General features: G+C 35.1%; 17 protein-coding genes. 5 read left to right on the forward strand and 12 right to left on the reverse strand.

From position 1 onward, the window contains the following. Positions 1 to 92 precede the first annotated feature (92 nt). From QWT87_RS01425 to QWT87_RS01445, 5 genes are all read right to left on the reverse strand, one after another. Positions 93 to 542 (reverse strand): MarR family winged helix-turn-helix transcriptional regulator, encoded by a 450-nt coding sequence (locus QWT87_RS01425; protein ID WP_076390553.1) that lies wholly within the window; start codon positions 540 to 542, stop codon positions 93 to 95. 165 nt (positions 543 to 707) lie between these two features. Next, positions 708 to 1,631 (reverse strand): ABC transporter ATP-binding protein, encoded by a 924-nt coding sequence (locus QWT87_RS01430; RefSeq protein WP_302712944.1) that lies wholly within the window; start codon positions 1,629 to 1,631, stop codon positions 708 to 710. Positions 1,632 to 1,729: 98 nt separating this feature from the next. Next, positions 1,730 to 2,107, reverse strand: a complete 378-nt coding sequence (locus QWT87_RS01435; protein ID WP_302712946.1) for a GxxExxY protein — start codon at positions 2,105 to 2,107, stop codon at positions 1,730 to 1,732. 214 nt (positions 2,108 to 2,321) lie between these two features. After that, positions 2,322 to 3,293 carry an iron ABC transporter permease gene (locus QWT87_RS01440; RefSeq protein ID WP_302712948.1) on the reverse strand — a complete coding sequence of 324 codons (972 nt, stop codon included), beginning with the start codon at positions 3,291 to 3,293 and terminating at the stop codon, positions 2,322 to 2,324. A 14-nt stretch (positions 3,294 to 3,307) separates the two neighbouring features. Beyond that, a complete protein-coding gene (locus tag QWT87_RS01445; RefSeq protein WP_116099249.1) occupies positions 3,308 to 3,862 on the reverse strand; it encodes a TlpA family protein disulfide reductase in 555 nt (184 codons plus the stop codon). A gap of 33 nt (positions 3,863 to 3,895) precedes the next feature. On the opposite strand from QWT87_RS01445, the gene QWT87_RS01450 reads away from it, so the two are divergent. Together QWT87_RS01450 and QWT87_RS01455 are read left to right on the forward strand one after the other, a co-directional pair. Then, complete coding sequence (locus QWT87_RS01450) at positions 3,896 to 5,020, forward strand: ferredoxin--NADP reductase (protein ID WP_302712951.1); 1,125 nt, start codon at positions 3,896 to 3,898, stop codon at positions 5,018 to 5,020. Continuing rightward, positions 5,017 to 5,634 carry a SanA/YdcF family protein gene (locus tag QWT87_RS01455; RefSeq protein WP_185204473.1) on the forward strand — a complete coding sequence of 206 codons (618 nt, stop codon included), beginning with the start codon at positions 5,017 to 5,019 and terminating at the stop codon, positions 5,632 to 5,634. The genes QWT87_RS01450 and QWT87_RS01455 overlap by 4 nt, the downstream gene beginning before the upstream one ends. 41 nt (positions 5,635 to 5,675) lie before the next feature. On the opposite strand, the gene tamL is transcribed toward QWT87_RS01455, so the two are convergent. Beyond that, positions 5,676 to 8,273, reverse strand: coding sequence for a translocation and assembly module lipoprotein TamL (gene tamL / locus QWT87_RS01460; protein WP_302712955.1), 2,598 nt, complete (start codon positions 8,271 to 8,273; stop codon positions 5,676 to 5,678). Here tamL and QWT87_RS01465 point away from each other — a divergent pair. After that, positions 8,259 to 8,990: a TrmH family RNA methyltransferase gene (locus tag QWT87_RS01465; protein ID WP_302712957.1), complete on the forward strand. Its 732-nt coding sequence runs from the start codon at positions 8,259 to 8,261 to the stop codon at positions 8,988 to 8,990. The genes tamL and QWT87_RS01465 overlap by 15 nt on opposite strands. 146 nt (positions 8,991 to 9,136) lie before the next feature. On the opposite strand, the gene QWT87_RS01470 is transcribed toward QWT87_RS01465, so the two are convergent. The 5 genes from QWT87_RS01470 to porQ form a co-directional block, all read right to left on the reverse strand. After that, a complete protein-coding gene (locus tag QWT87_RS01470) occupies positions 9,137 to 9,634 on the reverse strand; it encodes a phosphoribosyl-ATP pyrophosphatase (RefSeq protein ID WP_087710037.1) in 498 nt (165 codons plus the stop codon). Between the two features lie 3 nt (positions 9,635 to 9,637). Beyond that, positions 9,638 to 9,946, reverse strand: a complete 309-nt coding sequence (locus tag QWT87_RS01475) for a phage holin family protein (protein ID WP_076390303.1) — start codon at positions 9,944 to 9,946, stop codon at positions 9,638 to 9,640. A gap of 84 nt (positions 9,947 to 10,030) precedes the next feature. After that, positions 10,031 to 10,375 carry a YtxH domain-containing protein gene (locus QWT87_RS01480; RefSeq protein WP_076390302.1) on the reverse strand — a complete coding sequence of 115 codons (345 nt, stop codon included), beginning with the start codon at positions 10,373 to 10,375 and terminating at the stop codon, positions 10,031 to 10,033. Positions 10,376 to 10,470: 95 nt separating this feature from the next. Beyond that, positions 10,471 to 11,145, reverse strand: a complete 675-nt coding sequence (gene cmk / locus QWT87_RS01485) for a (d)CMP kinase (RefSeq protein WP_302712964.1) — start codon at positions 11,143 to 11,145, stop codon at positions 10,471 to 10,473. A 97-nt stretch (positions 11,146 to 11,242) separates the two neighbouring features. Then, entirely contained in the window at positions 11,243 to 12,235 is a 993-nt protein-coding gene (gene porQ / locus QWT87_RS01490) for a type IX secretion system protein PorQ (protein WP_108411287.1), read from the reverse strand. 381 nt (positions 12,236 to 12,616) lie between these two features. On the opposite strand from porQ, the gene pyrH reads away from it, so the two are divergent. Then, positions 12,617 to 13,324: a UMP kinase gene (gene pyrH, locus QWT87_RS01495; protein ID WP_040999212.1), complete on the forward strand. Its 708-nt coding sequence runs from the start codon at positions 12,617 to 12,619 to the stop codon at positions 13,322 to 13,324. A gap of 105 nt (positions 13,325 to 13,429) precedes the next feature. Beyond that, complete coding sequence (gene frr / locus QWT87_RS01500) at positions 13,430 to 13,984, forward strand: ribosome recycling factor (RefSeq protein ID WP_116547784.1); 555 nt, start codon at positions 13,430 to 13,432, stop codon at positions 13,982 to 13,984. A gap of 64 nt (positions 13,985 to 14,048) precedes the next feature. Here frr and QWT87_RS01505 read toward each other — a convergent pair whose 3' ends face one another. Beyond that, positions 14,049 to 14,687, reverse strand: a complete 639-nt coding sequence (locus tag QWT87_RS01505; protein ID WP_302712975.1) for a hypothetical protein — start codon at positions 14,685 to 14,687, stop codon at positions 14,049 to 14,051. Positions 14,688 to 14,995 lie beyond the last annotated feature (308 nt).

Raw genomic sequence — 14,995 nt, forward strand, 5'->3', positions numbered from 1 at the left:
TTTATTATTTGTAATTGTATTAATTCTTTTGTTTGGTCATTCTAAATGATATAAATAGATTCTTTATTCGTCAGAATGACATCTTGCAGATTTTATTTTTTGTTGTTTAAGTCGGTTGCAATTTTCATTATTTCGCTCATCACTTCCTTGAAGGTATCAAGCTTTTCCGGAGAGATTTTTTCCATCACTCTCTTGTTGAAATTTACTACAACTTCCTTAGACAGATTTCTGGAGTTCAGACCTTTATCCGTAAGTTTTATAATGACTTCTCTTTTATCGGTTGTTGTTTTTTCCTTATAGATATATCCGTTATCTTCCAGAAGTTTAATAATTCTTGTAAGAGAAGTAGGTTCAATTGCCATTTTCGGACCCAGATTTGTACTTCTTGTACCTTCTTTAGGATCAATTTTTAGAAGAGTAAGCGCCTGAACCGCCGTCGAATCGTGCTCCTGAGCTAATTCGGTGTACATTTTAGAAACAGCTAACCATGTCTGTTTTAAAATAAGATCTACGTTTTCTATTTTTTCTTTATTGTTATCCATCATTTTATCCGAATGGTTATAATCCAAATTTAGTAAATATTATGCATGCATAATATTTATTTACGTTAAATTTTGTTAAATAAATGGAAATCAGAAAGTTAAATTATATGATAAGCATAATACTATGCATGCATAGTATGTTGTTTATATAAGGAAAATGCGGTATTAATGAATGGTTTTCACTAAATTAACGATTTCTTCAAAAGATTCGCATTTGAAGTTTTGTAAACCGTCATTGATGTGCCAAAAATTGTCCTGAAACTCAAATTTCAGAGAAGAAAGATCTTTTTGAAAGTTTTTTTGCAGCAAAGAATACAGCATTTCTTTGTAAGCGTCCGAAGCGATGATTTTAGGTGCCACAAATTTTTCATTGATCTGAAACAATGAAGGATTGATCAGTTCATCATGCTGAAGCAGGACATCTTCTACGATTCCCGAGAATAGATTACCATCTTTTACATACAAGATTTTGTCTGCAAATTCTTTGGCAAGACGCCAGTCGTGAGATGAAAAAAGGATTAATTTATTCTGTTCTTTTGCTAATTTCCGGAGTGTTTTGAGGATGATAATTTTATTTTTTTCATCCAGATGAGTCGTGGGTTCATCCAGAATAATGATAGGAGCGTTCTGTGTAATGGCTCTTCCGATAAATGCTTTCTGAAGATTTCCGTCCGACAGATTTTTAAGCAGCGTGTTTTTGTACTGTCCAAGATCGAGTTCTTCAATAATATGCGCAACTTCTTCTCTGTCTTCTTTTTTCAGCTCAAAGTAAAAAGGATAATAAATGTATTTCCCCAACGAAATTAGATCTTCAACAGTATAATTCTGCGGAATTACCGAACTGGAGAAAACGATGGCAATCTGTTCTGCAATCTCCTTTACGGAAAGATTTTTCACATTCCTGTTATTGATGAAAATTTCACCGCTTAAAATAGGGATCTGATGTAAAATAGATTTAATAAGAGTGGTTTTCCCGACACCATTATTTCCAATCAAAAGGCAGACCTCGCCTAATTTCAGATGAGCTGTTGCATTTGAAATTAAGGTTTTGTGATAGCCAATGTTTGCTTGTTTTATTTGTAGGTGCATTATGGTTGGATTTTCGCTAAGGCGCAAAGTTTTTTTTGCAAAAATACTGTTTTTAAGACGCAGGGAATTTGACTTTGTCAAATTTTTATTGTGTTTATTTATAAAAAGTTGACAATTCTTGTCACCCCGTTTTTAAAAATATCAGATTGAAAGTTTAAAAGCAGCCCTAATTTACAATTCGTCATTTTGAGATAAGTTAAAAGTTGTGCTTTATGCGTTGAGTTAATATAATCAACAGTTTTTATCTCTAAAATTAATTTGTTTTCGACAATCATATCTAATCTGAAAGCATTTTCAATTTTTAATTCTTCATAAACAATTGGAAGTAACTTCTGTTTTTCTACAAAAAGTCCGGCTTTTTTAAGTTCGTAGAATAAACATTCTTCATAAACATGCTCAAATAATCCGGCTCCTAGTTTTTTATGAATTTTTAATCCTGTCTCAAAGACAATTTTTGATAATTCGTTTTCTGTCATTTGTGTTGTATTGTTGGTTTTTCGCAAAGTCGCAAAGATTTCAAATTTTATGCTTTTTTTAAGGCGCAAGAAAATCAAAGATTTTCAGCAAGTGTTGTACTGCATTAATTTTGTAATAATTTTGAGATCCTAAATTTTATCAAAGATAAAATCCTTGCGCCTAAAACGTAAAATTATAAAAATAACTTTGCGCCTTTGTGAAAAACCAACAATATTAAATCTTATTCTGCTTCAAAAGCATCAGTAAAATTACGGGAATTCCGAAAACGGAGCTTATTACATTTATAGGAATCTGTGTTTTTTCTGCGATGATGGAGAAAAAAAGCATCATCAACATTCCCAGCATCATGTTTAAAATCCATTGCTGCCAAAGCTTTGCCGGATTATAAATCAGTCTGCTGAAATGTGGAACAATGATTCCGATAAATAAGATAGGACCTAAAAAAGCGGTGACAGAAGCGGAAAGAAGGGAAGAGGCAGCAATAATAAACAGTTTAAGCTGATTGAGATTAACTCCCAGACTTTGTGCGTATGAAGTTCCCAATGAATTTCCAATCAATGGTTTTATGGTTTTAAAGCAAACAAATAGTCCGATTATTATTAAAACAGATAAAACATAAATCTGATTTCTTGAAACCATATTATTCGCTCCGAAAGACCATAAAATATAGTTTTTAAGACTCTGATCTTCTCCATAAAACTGCAACAGAGAAACAATAGCTCCTGCAAAAGCCGAAACCAGAAACCCAAAGATAATAAGGTAAGATTTATCCTGAAATTTTTTGGAAATGGAAAGAAGAATCAGCATCAGTAAAAGACTTCCGCCGATGGCTGCAAAGCTTAAAAAACTGTTTTGAAGAAATTCCGGGATGAGAAGATCGTGCGAAAAAAAGATGTAAAATGCGACAGATAAACTGGCAATGGAAGTAATTCCTAAGATATCCGGTCCAGCAAGAGGATTCTGAAAATATTCCTGCATCAGAAAACCGGAAGTGGGGATAGAAATTCCTGCCAAAAGCATTACCAAAACACGGTTCACACGTATTTCCGCAATCTGGCTGTTGGAAGATTCTCCCCAAAAGTCCTGAAAATGTAAACTTAAAAATCCTGTATTCAGATTAATAACCGCTGCCAAAATAATGGCGATTAATAAAACGAAACACAGGATTTTAAACTTGTCTGACATAAAACGTCTGAAGTTTATTTTAATAAAGAATTGATTTTTTGGTTAAGCTGCTCTTCACTGATCATCCCTAAAGTTTCATCAGTTTTATCCCCTTTTCTCATGAATGTAAACGGAATTGCATTTCCTGTCCACTCTTTAAAATTAGAAGTAAAAAAATTACCGTCAAGCGAAGCACCGTCCAAAAGAATTGTGTTTTTTTCAATTCCCTGTTCTTGTACAAACTGCGGAACTTTTGTAGTCCACTCTTCTTTACTATCCAGACTAATAAAAGTAATTTTTACCGGTTTGCCTTTAAGCTCTTCAATCTTACTTTTAAAGTGAGGAATTTCCTTTACACATGGACCGCACCATGTTGCAAAAAAATTCGTGACATACAGCGTGTCATTTTTTTTGCCTAAAAATTCAGTTGCCTGCTCATTTGTAAATGTCTTTAAAGCAGATTGAGAGACTTTTGGTTCAGAAACTGCAACAGAATCCGTAACCGTGGAAGTTTCTTCACTTTGTTGATTTTCCTTTTTACAGCTTGCCAATGAAAAAACTACAAGCGTGGATAAAATTATCTTCTTCATAAATTATTTTTTATCTATTTTTGATTTGAAGTTATGGAACAACAAATCTATAAAGGGAAACTTACACAGTTTCATTGGTTAAAAATAGCGAAAAAGGAAGAACTGACCAAAAATACTTTTTCTCTGGAATTCGAGATTCCGGAGAATCTGAAAGAAAATTTCAGGTTTGATGCCGGTCAGTTTGTCAGCATACAATTTCACGCTCACGGTAAGGAAATCATCAATGATTATTCGATGACTTCTGCTCCGTATGAACAAAAAATTACTTTAGGTATAAAGGTAAATTCTCATGACGGAGCCTCTTCACAGTTATTTAAAAATTATCATGAAGGTGATGAGCTTCTGGTAAGCGAGCCCAACGGAAGATTTACTTTAATTTCAAAACCCAGCGAATTCAGAACCATTGTAGGATTTGCTGCAGGAATAGGAATTACGCCGATTTTAAGTCATTTTAAAAATATTCTCCACAACGAACCGAGAACAAGATTATTTTTATTTTTTGGAAATAAAAGTTCTGAAGATCTGATTTACAGAGATGAACTGGATCGGCTCGCTACAATGCACGGAGAAAGATTGCAAATTTTTCATTTTTTCTCCAGAGAGAAAACCGCCAATAGTTTTTTCCATGGAAGACTGGATGATAAAAAATTAAGTCTCATCATCAACCAGATCCTTCATCTGGATGATACGGATGAAGAATCTACCATTTGGGATGCCGTAGATGAAGTGCTGATCTGCGGAAAAGGAGAGATGATTAAAACGCTTGCCAATGCTTGCTATCATCACGGAATTCCGAAAAAAAATATTCATTTTGAGCTTTTTGAAGAATTTAATGACGATATTTATCCTGTAGAAAAAGAATTTCCGCTATTAGAAAACGTTGAACTGGCATTTAAAATGCTTGGAAAAGAATATACTACTGTACTTCCGACCAACGAGGAAAGGATTTTGCAGCAGTTACTTGTACAGAAATTTCAGGTTCCGTATTCCTGCAAATCGGGAATTTGCGGAAGCTGTGAATGTATTCTTGAGGAGGGCGATGTGGAATTGCTTGAAAATGAATATTTAACGGTAAATGAAGAGGAGAGAGGACATATTTTAGCTTGTATGTCGATTGCTAAAAGCAAAAAAATAAAGCTTAACTTTTATCTTAGTTGAGAATAATAAAAAACATATTTAACCTGGTATTCATATCAATAGAAATGGGAATTCTGTTGATATGTCTTGCCAATGCGTGGGTTTTTGCGCTTACAGACGGAAGAACCTATACCAAAATTTCAAAAATTCCTCCAAGGGAAGTGGCTTTGGTTTTGGGAACTTCACCCAAAATGAGATCTGGTGTGTCCAATCCTTATTTTACAAAAAGAATGGATGCGGCAGCCTTGCTTTATCATCACGGGAAAATCCGGAAAATTCTTGTAAGCGGTGAAAAGAGCAAAGGATATGATGAGCCTGCTGCCATGAAAAACTATCTTATTTATCAGGAAGGAGTTCCTGAGGAAATTATTATGGAAGATCCGAAAGGCTTTAATACCTATCAAAGTATTCTCCGCTGTAAAGATGTGTATAGAAAAGACAATGTAATTATTGTTTCTCAGGGATTTCATAATCTTCGCGCTTTATTATTTGCCAGAAACAACAGTATGAATGCGCTTGGTTTTGATGCGCAGGATGTTACAAAACCTGAAAGTTATTACAGAAATCAGTTTAGAGAGATCCTTGCAAGAACGGTCGCGGTGGTGTATTTCGCTTTGGGAATTTCGCCGGATTAAAAGAAAAGGTGGCATTTATGAGAAATACCACCTGTAAATTTTTAGAAAGGATATCCGAATGCAATATTCAGAGTAGGTTTAAACGGCTGAATGTATTTCAGTCTCCATCTTTCACCTTCCGGTCTGTTGGGCTCGTACATTTTATACGCTAAATCCAGTCTCAGTTTGATGTAGGCAATATTTACCCTTAATCCGAAACCGCTTCCTACACCAACCTGTCTGATGAATTTGTTGAATTTAAACTCATCGCCGTATCCGTTGTTATAATTTTTAAGACTCCAGATGTTACCAATGTCCGTAAAAAGAGCGCCTTCATACATATCATTAAAAGGCATCCTGAATTCGATATTCGTAGTCAGTTTTAAATTATCAGTCATATACGTTCGAACTCTTTCATCCACCTGCGAATCTGCAGGACCCAATCCTCCGAAAGGAACCCATGCTCTGATGTCATTCGGTCCACCGTTGAAATAAGAACGGATGACGGGCATATTGGAGGAGTTTCCGTACGGAATTCCGACTCCGATAAACTGACGAAGCGCTAAAGTATTGTTTCCGAATTTAAAATATTTTCTAAAATCAAGATCAAATTTCACAAACTGCGCATAAGGAATATTGAAAATGGTTCTTTCCGGACTGGTAACCACACCTCCGTCATTTCTTTTCTGATTAAAAATACTGAAGATATTTCCCGCTAATTCTATTTTTCCGTTAAAATAAAAAGCATTTGGATAATCTTTTTTTCCTATCTCGTTGTAAATAAAATTATAGATGAAAGAAGAAATCAATACATCCTGAGTCTGCCGGTCTTTATTTACCAAAGTTCCCACAAACGCTACAAACCGGTCAACTCCCTGCTGATCTAACCCCTGAAGATAGGTTGTATCTTCAATAATACGTTGTGAAACCTGATCGATTGTGAGCAATCCGGCTTTAAAATCCTGATATACTGATGAGTTGTAAGCAAAATAATCTGCGAAAAACTCTTCACGGATCGTATTGTCATTCACGAAATAATCATAATATGCATCTTTATTCTTCGTTAAACTCAGTTGCGTATTAAATAAAGTAAGTCTGTGCGTTACCTTGTCATTTACTGTCGCAAGATAATTCAGACCGGTATTGAAGTTAAGTCTTCCCAAACCGATGTTACTCTGATCTGAAACACCGAGAGTAATAGAGGAAGTAGGGCTGTATCTTTTCGGAATTAATTTGTAATAATCAAAAGGCAAAAGCAATCTGGGAAAATTCAATGAAGCCTGCGCCGAGATTTCGTAAGCCCAGATCCTGTTATCGATATTTTTAGGATTTACGATTCGCCCGAAAGTTCCGGAAAGACTGGTTGTAAGGTTTTCCGCCCCGCCAAAAATATTTCTCGTGGTAAGATCGATGGAAGGAGAAACCCCGAAATTCAGGACTTCGGAATAGTTTAAATCTGTTCCCACTTTCAGGTCATATTTTGGAAGCGGTTTCAAAACGTACGTTACATCTACAATACTGTCATTCGGACTTGTACCGCCACCTCTTCTTAAAGAATCTCTGGCTTTCAGAATGCTGAAATTGTTCATTGCCAGAATATTTCTTTTGGTAAGATCGAGCTTTTTCTGATCGTAAACCTGTTTGTTTCCTACGATGATGGCTCTCCAGATCGCACGGGAATCGTAGCTGTTGTCTGTTTTATGAAAACGGATACCTCTTAAGCTGTCTTTTATTGTATTATTTGGAAAATCTTTTGCCTCGTCTACAATAGCAACATCAATATTTCCGATGGTTGCCTGTTTATAAGGACTATCAAGAGAATCTTTGCGGATTTCCAGAACCAGCGGAACCTGTTTTGTGCTTTTAAGAGAATCTGCCACAAAACCTACCTCATCGCCAAGGCTGTTAAAACGGTAATATCCATATTCCCGCATGAGATCATTAATCCTTCCAACTTCTTTCTCCAAAACGGTCTGATCCAGAATTTGTCCTTTCTTTATAAGAGTTTCACGGATTTTCTGCTGATAAAGGCTTTTGATATTTGGATCTGATATGTTGTAATAATAATCCTTAATATAAGTAGGCTGGTTGTGGGTAATAAAATAATTAACGGCAGCTTTTTTTGCAGTGGAATCAAGTTCATGCTTAAATTTCACTTCTGCATCCCAATAGCCGCGGTACGTCATTCTTTTTTGGATAGATTCAGCACTTTTTGAAGTTTTTGTCTGGTCGAGAATCACCGGTGCGGAACCCCAGTTGTGGTATAATCTGTCGAAAAACAGACTTTTACCCACACTGTTTTTCATGTTGTATTTAATGAAAAGAGAATCTCTCAGTTTTTGATTTCTCAGTTCATTAGGGTACGTCATGTACTCGTTAAGAAGCGTGTCGTATTTGGGATTGGCAGCATTGTAAAGCCAAAGGCTTAAAGGCATGAAAAGAAGCTGTCTTTTATTGGGCTTTTGCTGTACGTAATCTTTCAGTTCGCCATCGAAAGGTTCTTTCTTATCTTCAAACTGAAAATTGTTTTTTACCAGCAAATATTCGCCGTCCGGAACTTTTTTAGTGGTACTACAAGCATAAAGGAGACCTACAAATGTTGCAAATGATATAATTTTATAATACTTTTGAGGAGAATTCTTATAATGCTTACAGCTCATACAATAAAAATTTTACAGTCTTTAGATAAAAAGAAGTTCAGGCAAAAATACAATTTGTTTTTGGTTGAAGGTAATAAAATCATTCGTGAACTTCCTGATTCCAGATTTAAAATTAAAGAAATATTTTCTACGGATCCGCAAAAATTAGACCGTATGGAAGCTCCGGTAACTCATATCTCTGAAAATGAGTTGAAAAAAATCAGTTTTCTGCAAAATCCAAAAGATTCTGTTGCGGTCTGTTATCTTCATCCTGAAGAAAAAACAGAGGATAAAAATCTCCAGTTGGTTTTGGATGGGATTCAGGATCCCGGAAATCTGGGAACGATGATCCGTCTTGCAGACTGGTTCGGTATCGAGCAGATTGTCTGCAGTGAAGATACCGTAGATTTCTATAATCCTAAAGTTATTATGGCAAGTATGGGATCTTTTACGAGGGTAAATATCGTTTATACAAACCTGACTGAATATTTATCCGAAACAGAAAATATCAACATCGGAACCGATATGGATGGTGAAAATATTTATTCTTTCGAAAGACCTGAGAAAATGAATTTAATTTTAGGAAATGAAGGCAACGGGATGCGTCCGGAAACGGAAAAACTGCTTCATAAAAGTGTGATGATTCCTAGATTTGGAAAATCGCAATCTACAGAAAGTCTTAATGTTTCAATGGCAGCAGGAATTATTTTAGGACAGTTGTTTGGAGGAAGTGAGTAATAGAGTGAGAGAATTGGAGGGTTTGTGTGAAAAAGATCAATAGACAGATCTTGAGGTTTAATCAAATATTAAAGGGTTTTAGAATGGGAGCGTAATGAGATTAACTCTTAAACACTCCAACTCTAAAACCCTCAAACCCTCAAACTTTAAATAAGCTGTTCCATACTCGAAACACTTTTGTTTTTCTGATACGTTTCAAGTTTCTTTCTTACATATCTTAAGGCGACAGGAGCGAGATAGATCATCGCAGCGCCAATTAATTTATTCTTCCAGTTTGAACTTTTAAAGTTTTTTCTGGCATAATTTCCGACAAATGTTGTAACTGCAAGGTTTATCATAATATCCGCCGCATCTCCTTTGAAGGCAGAATTGGCGATTCCCATGGCGGTATTTTTATTGATCAGGGCTCCTTTAATTTCAGAGGTGATCTGTTTTGCAATAACATCCTTTCGCAGAACTACTTTTTCATCACCGTCTTCATCTACTTTTTCCTGCAGGTACTGGTCTGTTAAGCCATTGGTAAAAGCACTAAGGCTTTCCTTGGTATTTTTGAAGGTAAGGAGATCTTCCAGACCGTCTATTTCCTGCTTCAGCAGCTTTTTCTTTCTTCTCAGTTCCTCTAAGCTTTCATATTTTCTGCTCATAGTTTAATGATTTAAAAATTTAATTACCTGATCTGCCACATAATTTACGATTTTCTTTTTAAACAGCACAATAAGAATCATGGTTAAAAGATAGAATGCAGCTACAATAAGGAATCCGTAAGACTGGTCGCCCAATGCTTTACCGATAAGAAAGGCAATTCCGAAGTTGAACAGAATGATGAAAAAACCAAAAGCGACCAGCAAAACCACAAAATAGGTGATCATTCCTGCCGAAAGAGAGGATTTTTCGGTCGCTTCAATTTTCAGGAGATCGATCCTTTTTGAAGCGTATTCTTTAATAGTTTCAATCATTGTTTTTCTTTAAAGTTACAAAAAAAGGAACTTTCGTTTATAAAGTTCCTTCTCATAATTTACCTAAAAAAATAAACTATATTATTATTTTAGATCATTCAGTTCAGATTCTACATTTTTTACTACGTCTGCAGTTTTAGAAACGATCTGATCTTTGTATTTATCATATCCGTCTTTTACGGTGTTTGCAACACTGTTTGCTGTTTCTTTAAAAGTAGAAGAGATATTACCATACTGGTCTTTTACTTTTTCAGAAACTTCTCCGTATTTATTTTTAGCCTGATCTTTAAGATCGTTCGCTTTTGTTTTAATTTTCTTTCTTGTTTCTTTACCTTCTTCAGGAGCATAAAGCATTCCTAAGATAACACCCGCTGCAGCACCTGCAAGAAGTCCTGCCAAAATACCCGCTGTATTGTTTTTTTTAGACATTTTCGTTTTTTTTAATAGTTAATAATATTAGCTTTTTACTTATGATGAAATGTACAATTAACATACCAAAGGAGAAAGACATCTATTAAAAAATGTTAAATCTTTTGGATGTGAGATAAAATCTCATCAATGGTTTCTTTCTTAGAAATGTTGGTATTATCAATAACAATAGCATCTTTAGCCTGCTTTAATGGGGCGATTTCGCGTTCGCTGTCTATTCTGTCGCGTTCTATAAGGTTTTCTTTCACCTGCTTTTCATCTGCTTCAATTCCTAAAGAAATCAGTTCCTGATAACGTCTTCTGGTTCTTTCATCAATACTTGCGGTAAGAAAAAATTTATATTCCGCATTTGGCAGAACTACTGTCCCGATGTCACGTCCGTCCATAATAATGCCGCCTTTTTCTGCCAAATTGCGCTGAGACTGAAGCAGAAAATCTCTTACTTCTTTCTGTTTGGCAACAAAACTTACATTCTCCGAGACTTCATTCGTACGTATTGCTTTGGAAATATCAATATGATTCAGGAAAAGAACCAGTTCTCCATCAAGATTTTTAAATTCAAGCTCGATCTGATCAAACGAAGAAAATAATTTCTCAAGATCAATTGTTCCGCTGTCATTTAAACAATTCTGAAGAGCAAACCATGTTACTCCTCTGTAAAGCGCACCTGTATCCAGATGAATAAGTCCCAGCTTTGCTGCAATGACTTTAGAAATTGAACTTTTTCCGGTAGACGAGTATCCGTCGATAGCTATTACAGGTTTTTTCATACTGCAAATTTCAAGATTTTTTCTTAAAAATCAAGAAACCTCAAGTGATTTTCTTGAGGTTTCTGATATTTATTTCGTTTTGAAAAATGATTAACGATTAGTATCCTGCATGGCTTGTAAGGTCAATAGAAACTCCTATCTGGTTGACATTCGCAGAATTATGATATCGTACGTGTGCGTAATCTACACGGAATCTGGAAATTTTAATCCCGAATCCGGCAGAAAGTCCTGAGAAATTTCTCTGGTCTGCAACGGCTAGTTCATTTCCTCTTTTTACGTTATACCCCAATCTGATGTTGAAGCCTTTTTCCGGAAACAGTTCTGCTCCGATAGAGAAATGATCGGCGATTTTTCTGCCTGTATTTACTTCCTGCCCGTTTACATTGTACTGGGAAGAAATATTAAATTCCTGTAAATCGTGCGCTGTAATGGTAACCGCTAAAGGAATGACTTTTAAAATTCTTGTATATCCCAAATCTACACGAAACGGAAGGTTTTCCCTAGTTCCGTTGAAGGAATTGAACTGATATCCGAAATTTCTGAAAACAACAGATGCTGTTTCCTTATTTTTTTTGTTGTGGTACGTAATTCCTGCGTTTCCTGAAATGGCGGAAGAAGTATAGGTATCAATTTTCGAAGTAATGAAATTCAATCCACCTCCGATCGTCCAGTCTTCTTCAAACTGATAGGCATATCCTGCTCCGATGGCAACATCCGAAGCTTTGAAAGTTCCGTTCTCGAAACCGCTGTCGTCTGTTCGCGGAATATCTCCGTAGCTCATGTATCTTGCATTGATGGTCGCCATGTGACCGTTATCAAAGTCTTTTGCATAGGCAATTGTTCCGTATTTGGAATCTGCAAGATAAGCCGTTGCGTTTACAGAAAGCTGATTATCGGAATCTTTATTCAGTAATGAGGGGTTTGCAATAGCAAAGGAAACATCACGATCTCTCACAGAAATTGCATCTCCTCCCAAAGCTGCCTGTCTCGCTGAAACAGGGATATTTAAGAATGGATAAACGTTTGTTCCTGTTTGTGCATAAGAAACAATTCCTGACAGAAATAATGAAAAAATGACAATTTTCTTCAACTCAGTTTATTAGTAATGCAAAAATAATCCTTTTTCGTACTTTTCAAAATATTTCTCACATTATTTATATTTAAATATTTAAGTTTTGTGAAAATCATGGTTTTATTTTAAGTTCTATGCCATTTTTATTGAGCTTAATCTTTTAGTGTAAGATTAGTATTTTGAATCTTCATGTTTTGTAATTTAATTAAACAGCCATGTTTTCACTCAAATTATAAAATACATGGGCATTATTTATAAGGAAAAATGCTTTGTTGATCCCATAAAACATCACTTTTAAAATTTATAATGTATAATGAAAAATCAACCTTATTAATGATTATATTTGCAAAGTCAAATTTTAGACAGATATATCTAACGAAAAAAAGTTATTTACATACAATGAAATATAAAAGAATCCTTCTGAAACTGAGTGGTGAAGCCTTAATGGGAAACAGACAATATGGTATTGATAATGAAAGGCTACAGGAATATGCTGCAGAAATTAAGAAAGTGGTAGAAAAAGGCTGTGAAGTTGCCATCGTAATCGGAGGAGGAAATATTTTCCGCGGTGTAGCAGGAGCTGCAAAAGGAATGGACAGAGTACAGGGAGATTATATGGGAATGCTTGCAACGGTAATCAACGGGATGGCTTTGCAGGGTGCTCTGGAAGATGCGGGAATTAAAACAAGACTGCAGTCTGCCATCGAAATGGATAAAGTAGCAGAACCATTCATCAAAAGAAGAGCAGTAAGACATCTTGAAAAGGGCAGAGTAGTGATCTTTGGAGCCGGAACAGGAAACCCATACTTCACAACAGATACTGCCGCAACGTTAAGAGCCATCGAAATCGGGGCAGATGTTATTTTGAAAGGAACAAGAGTAGACGGAATCTACGACAGCGATCCAGAAAAAAATGCAGATGCGGTAAAATATAATTCACTATCTTTCGACGAAGTTTATGCGAAGAATCTAAAGGTAATGGATATGACGGCATTTACTTTAAGCCACGAAAACAAACTGCCGATTATTGTTTTTGATATGAACAAAGACGGAAATCTGGAAAAAATTGTTGACGGCGAAAATGTTGGTACTTTAGTTGATTTGTAATAGTAAGTTCAGGGTTCTGAGTTTAAAGTTTTAAAGATTACTCATTACCAATTATTTATTACTTATCATTAACATATGTGTAACTTATCAAATTTTATTATAGTAATGGAAGAATTAGATCTTATAGTAGAGTCTGTACAGCAGGACATGGAAGCAGCTATTAAGCACCTGGATCATGCATTTCAGAGAATCAGAGCGGGACGTGCGTCTACAACAATGGTTCAGGATGTGATGGTGGAATATTACGGAGCATTAACTCCAATTAATCAGGTTGCCAATGTTTCTATTCCCGATGCAATGACGATTTCTATTCAACCTTGGGACGCAAAAGCCATTAATGATATTGAAAAAGCAATCATCAATTCCAATTTAGGTTTTGCACCTTCTAATAACGGGATCAACATTATCCTTAATGTACCGCCTTTAACGGAGGAAAGAAGACGTGAACTGGCAAAGCAGGCTAAGTCTGAAGCAGAAGATACGAAAGTAGTCGTAAGAAATGCAAGACAAAACGGTCTGAAAGAGCTTAAAAGACTGGAAGGAGTTTCTGAAGATATCATTAAAGGTATTGAAGCAGACATTCAGACGCTTACCGACAAATATGTAAAAGCTTGTGACGAGCATCTTAAAGTAAAAGAAGCTGAAATTATGAAAGTATAATTTTCGGCTCCTGAAAATATAAAAAGCGGTTTCATTTTGAAGCCGCTTTTGTTTTTTGTATGCATTACAGACAATTGATTTCTCCTTTTCTGTCTTTATTTTTAAGGATTAAATTATAGTTTTTCATCAGATCGGAAATGTCGCATTTTGTTTCTTTATTCGGAACCGAATCAGGATTTTTATTATTTCCTTTTGAGCGAATCGTATAATTTTTTTCGAGACACTGAATGGCTTTATTGTTTAAAACGTAGATTCTTTTTTCATTGATATCATCTTTTGTTTCAGGTTTTTCGGGTGTTCCGCCTTCATCAAAATTCCATACCGTTTCCTCTTTAAAGATGAAAAATACTTTGTTGTTTTTTACATAATATTTTGTGGATGAAGAAAAATGACTGTGTTCTGCATAAGAATCTTTAACCATTCTGAGGTCTTTATTCTCATAATACAAAACAACTTCACCTTCCTTTTCATCGCAGTTATACGTGAATTTCGTTGAATCCAACTGTTTCGCAGACAAAAGATTGTTTACAGTTGCATATTCTTTTTTAATATCTTCAATGGAGGTAATGGTATCATTCGATTTTTCCGAAACTGTCATTGTAGTTGTATTATCAGTCACTGAATTATTTTGAAAGTTTTCGGCATTTTCTTTTTTACAGGAAACAATGGCAAGAAAACCTAAAGTAAAAAGAAGTATTTTCATAAAAATAATTTTGTTTAAGCGTACTGCAAAAAATATGCACAAAACTTATTTAAACTTAATCACTGTAACCATCGCAAAGGCGGAAAATATTCATTAAATACTGTCCTGTTTTAAAGCGCTAAGATTTTATCTAAAATAAAATTAAGCATCATCCCTATTGAAAATCTTTGATTTTCTTGCGTCTTAAAGATTTGAGATTAATAAAAATCTTGCTTTTTTGTACTTTTTGACAAGAATATTTCCATTAATAAAAAACTAAAATAAAAAAGCAGTTCCAAAATGAAACTGCAGTAAAAAATATTTTTAAT

Origin of the sequence: Chryseobacterium urinae (genome assembly GCF_030518295.1) — a bacterium.
Taxonomy (GTDB): domain Bacteria; phylum Bacteroidota; class Bacteroidia; order Flavobacteriales; family Weeksellaceae; genus Chryseobacterium; species Chryseobacterium mucoviscidosis.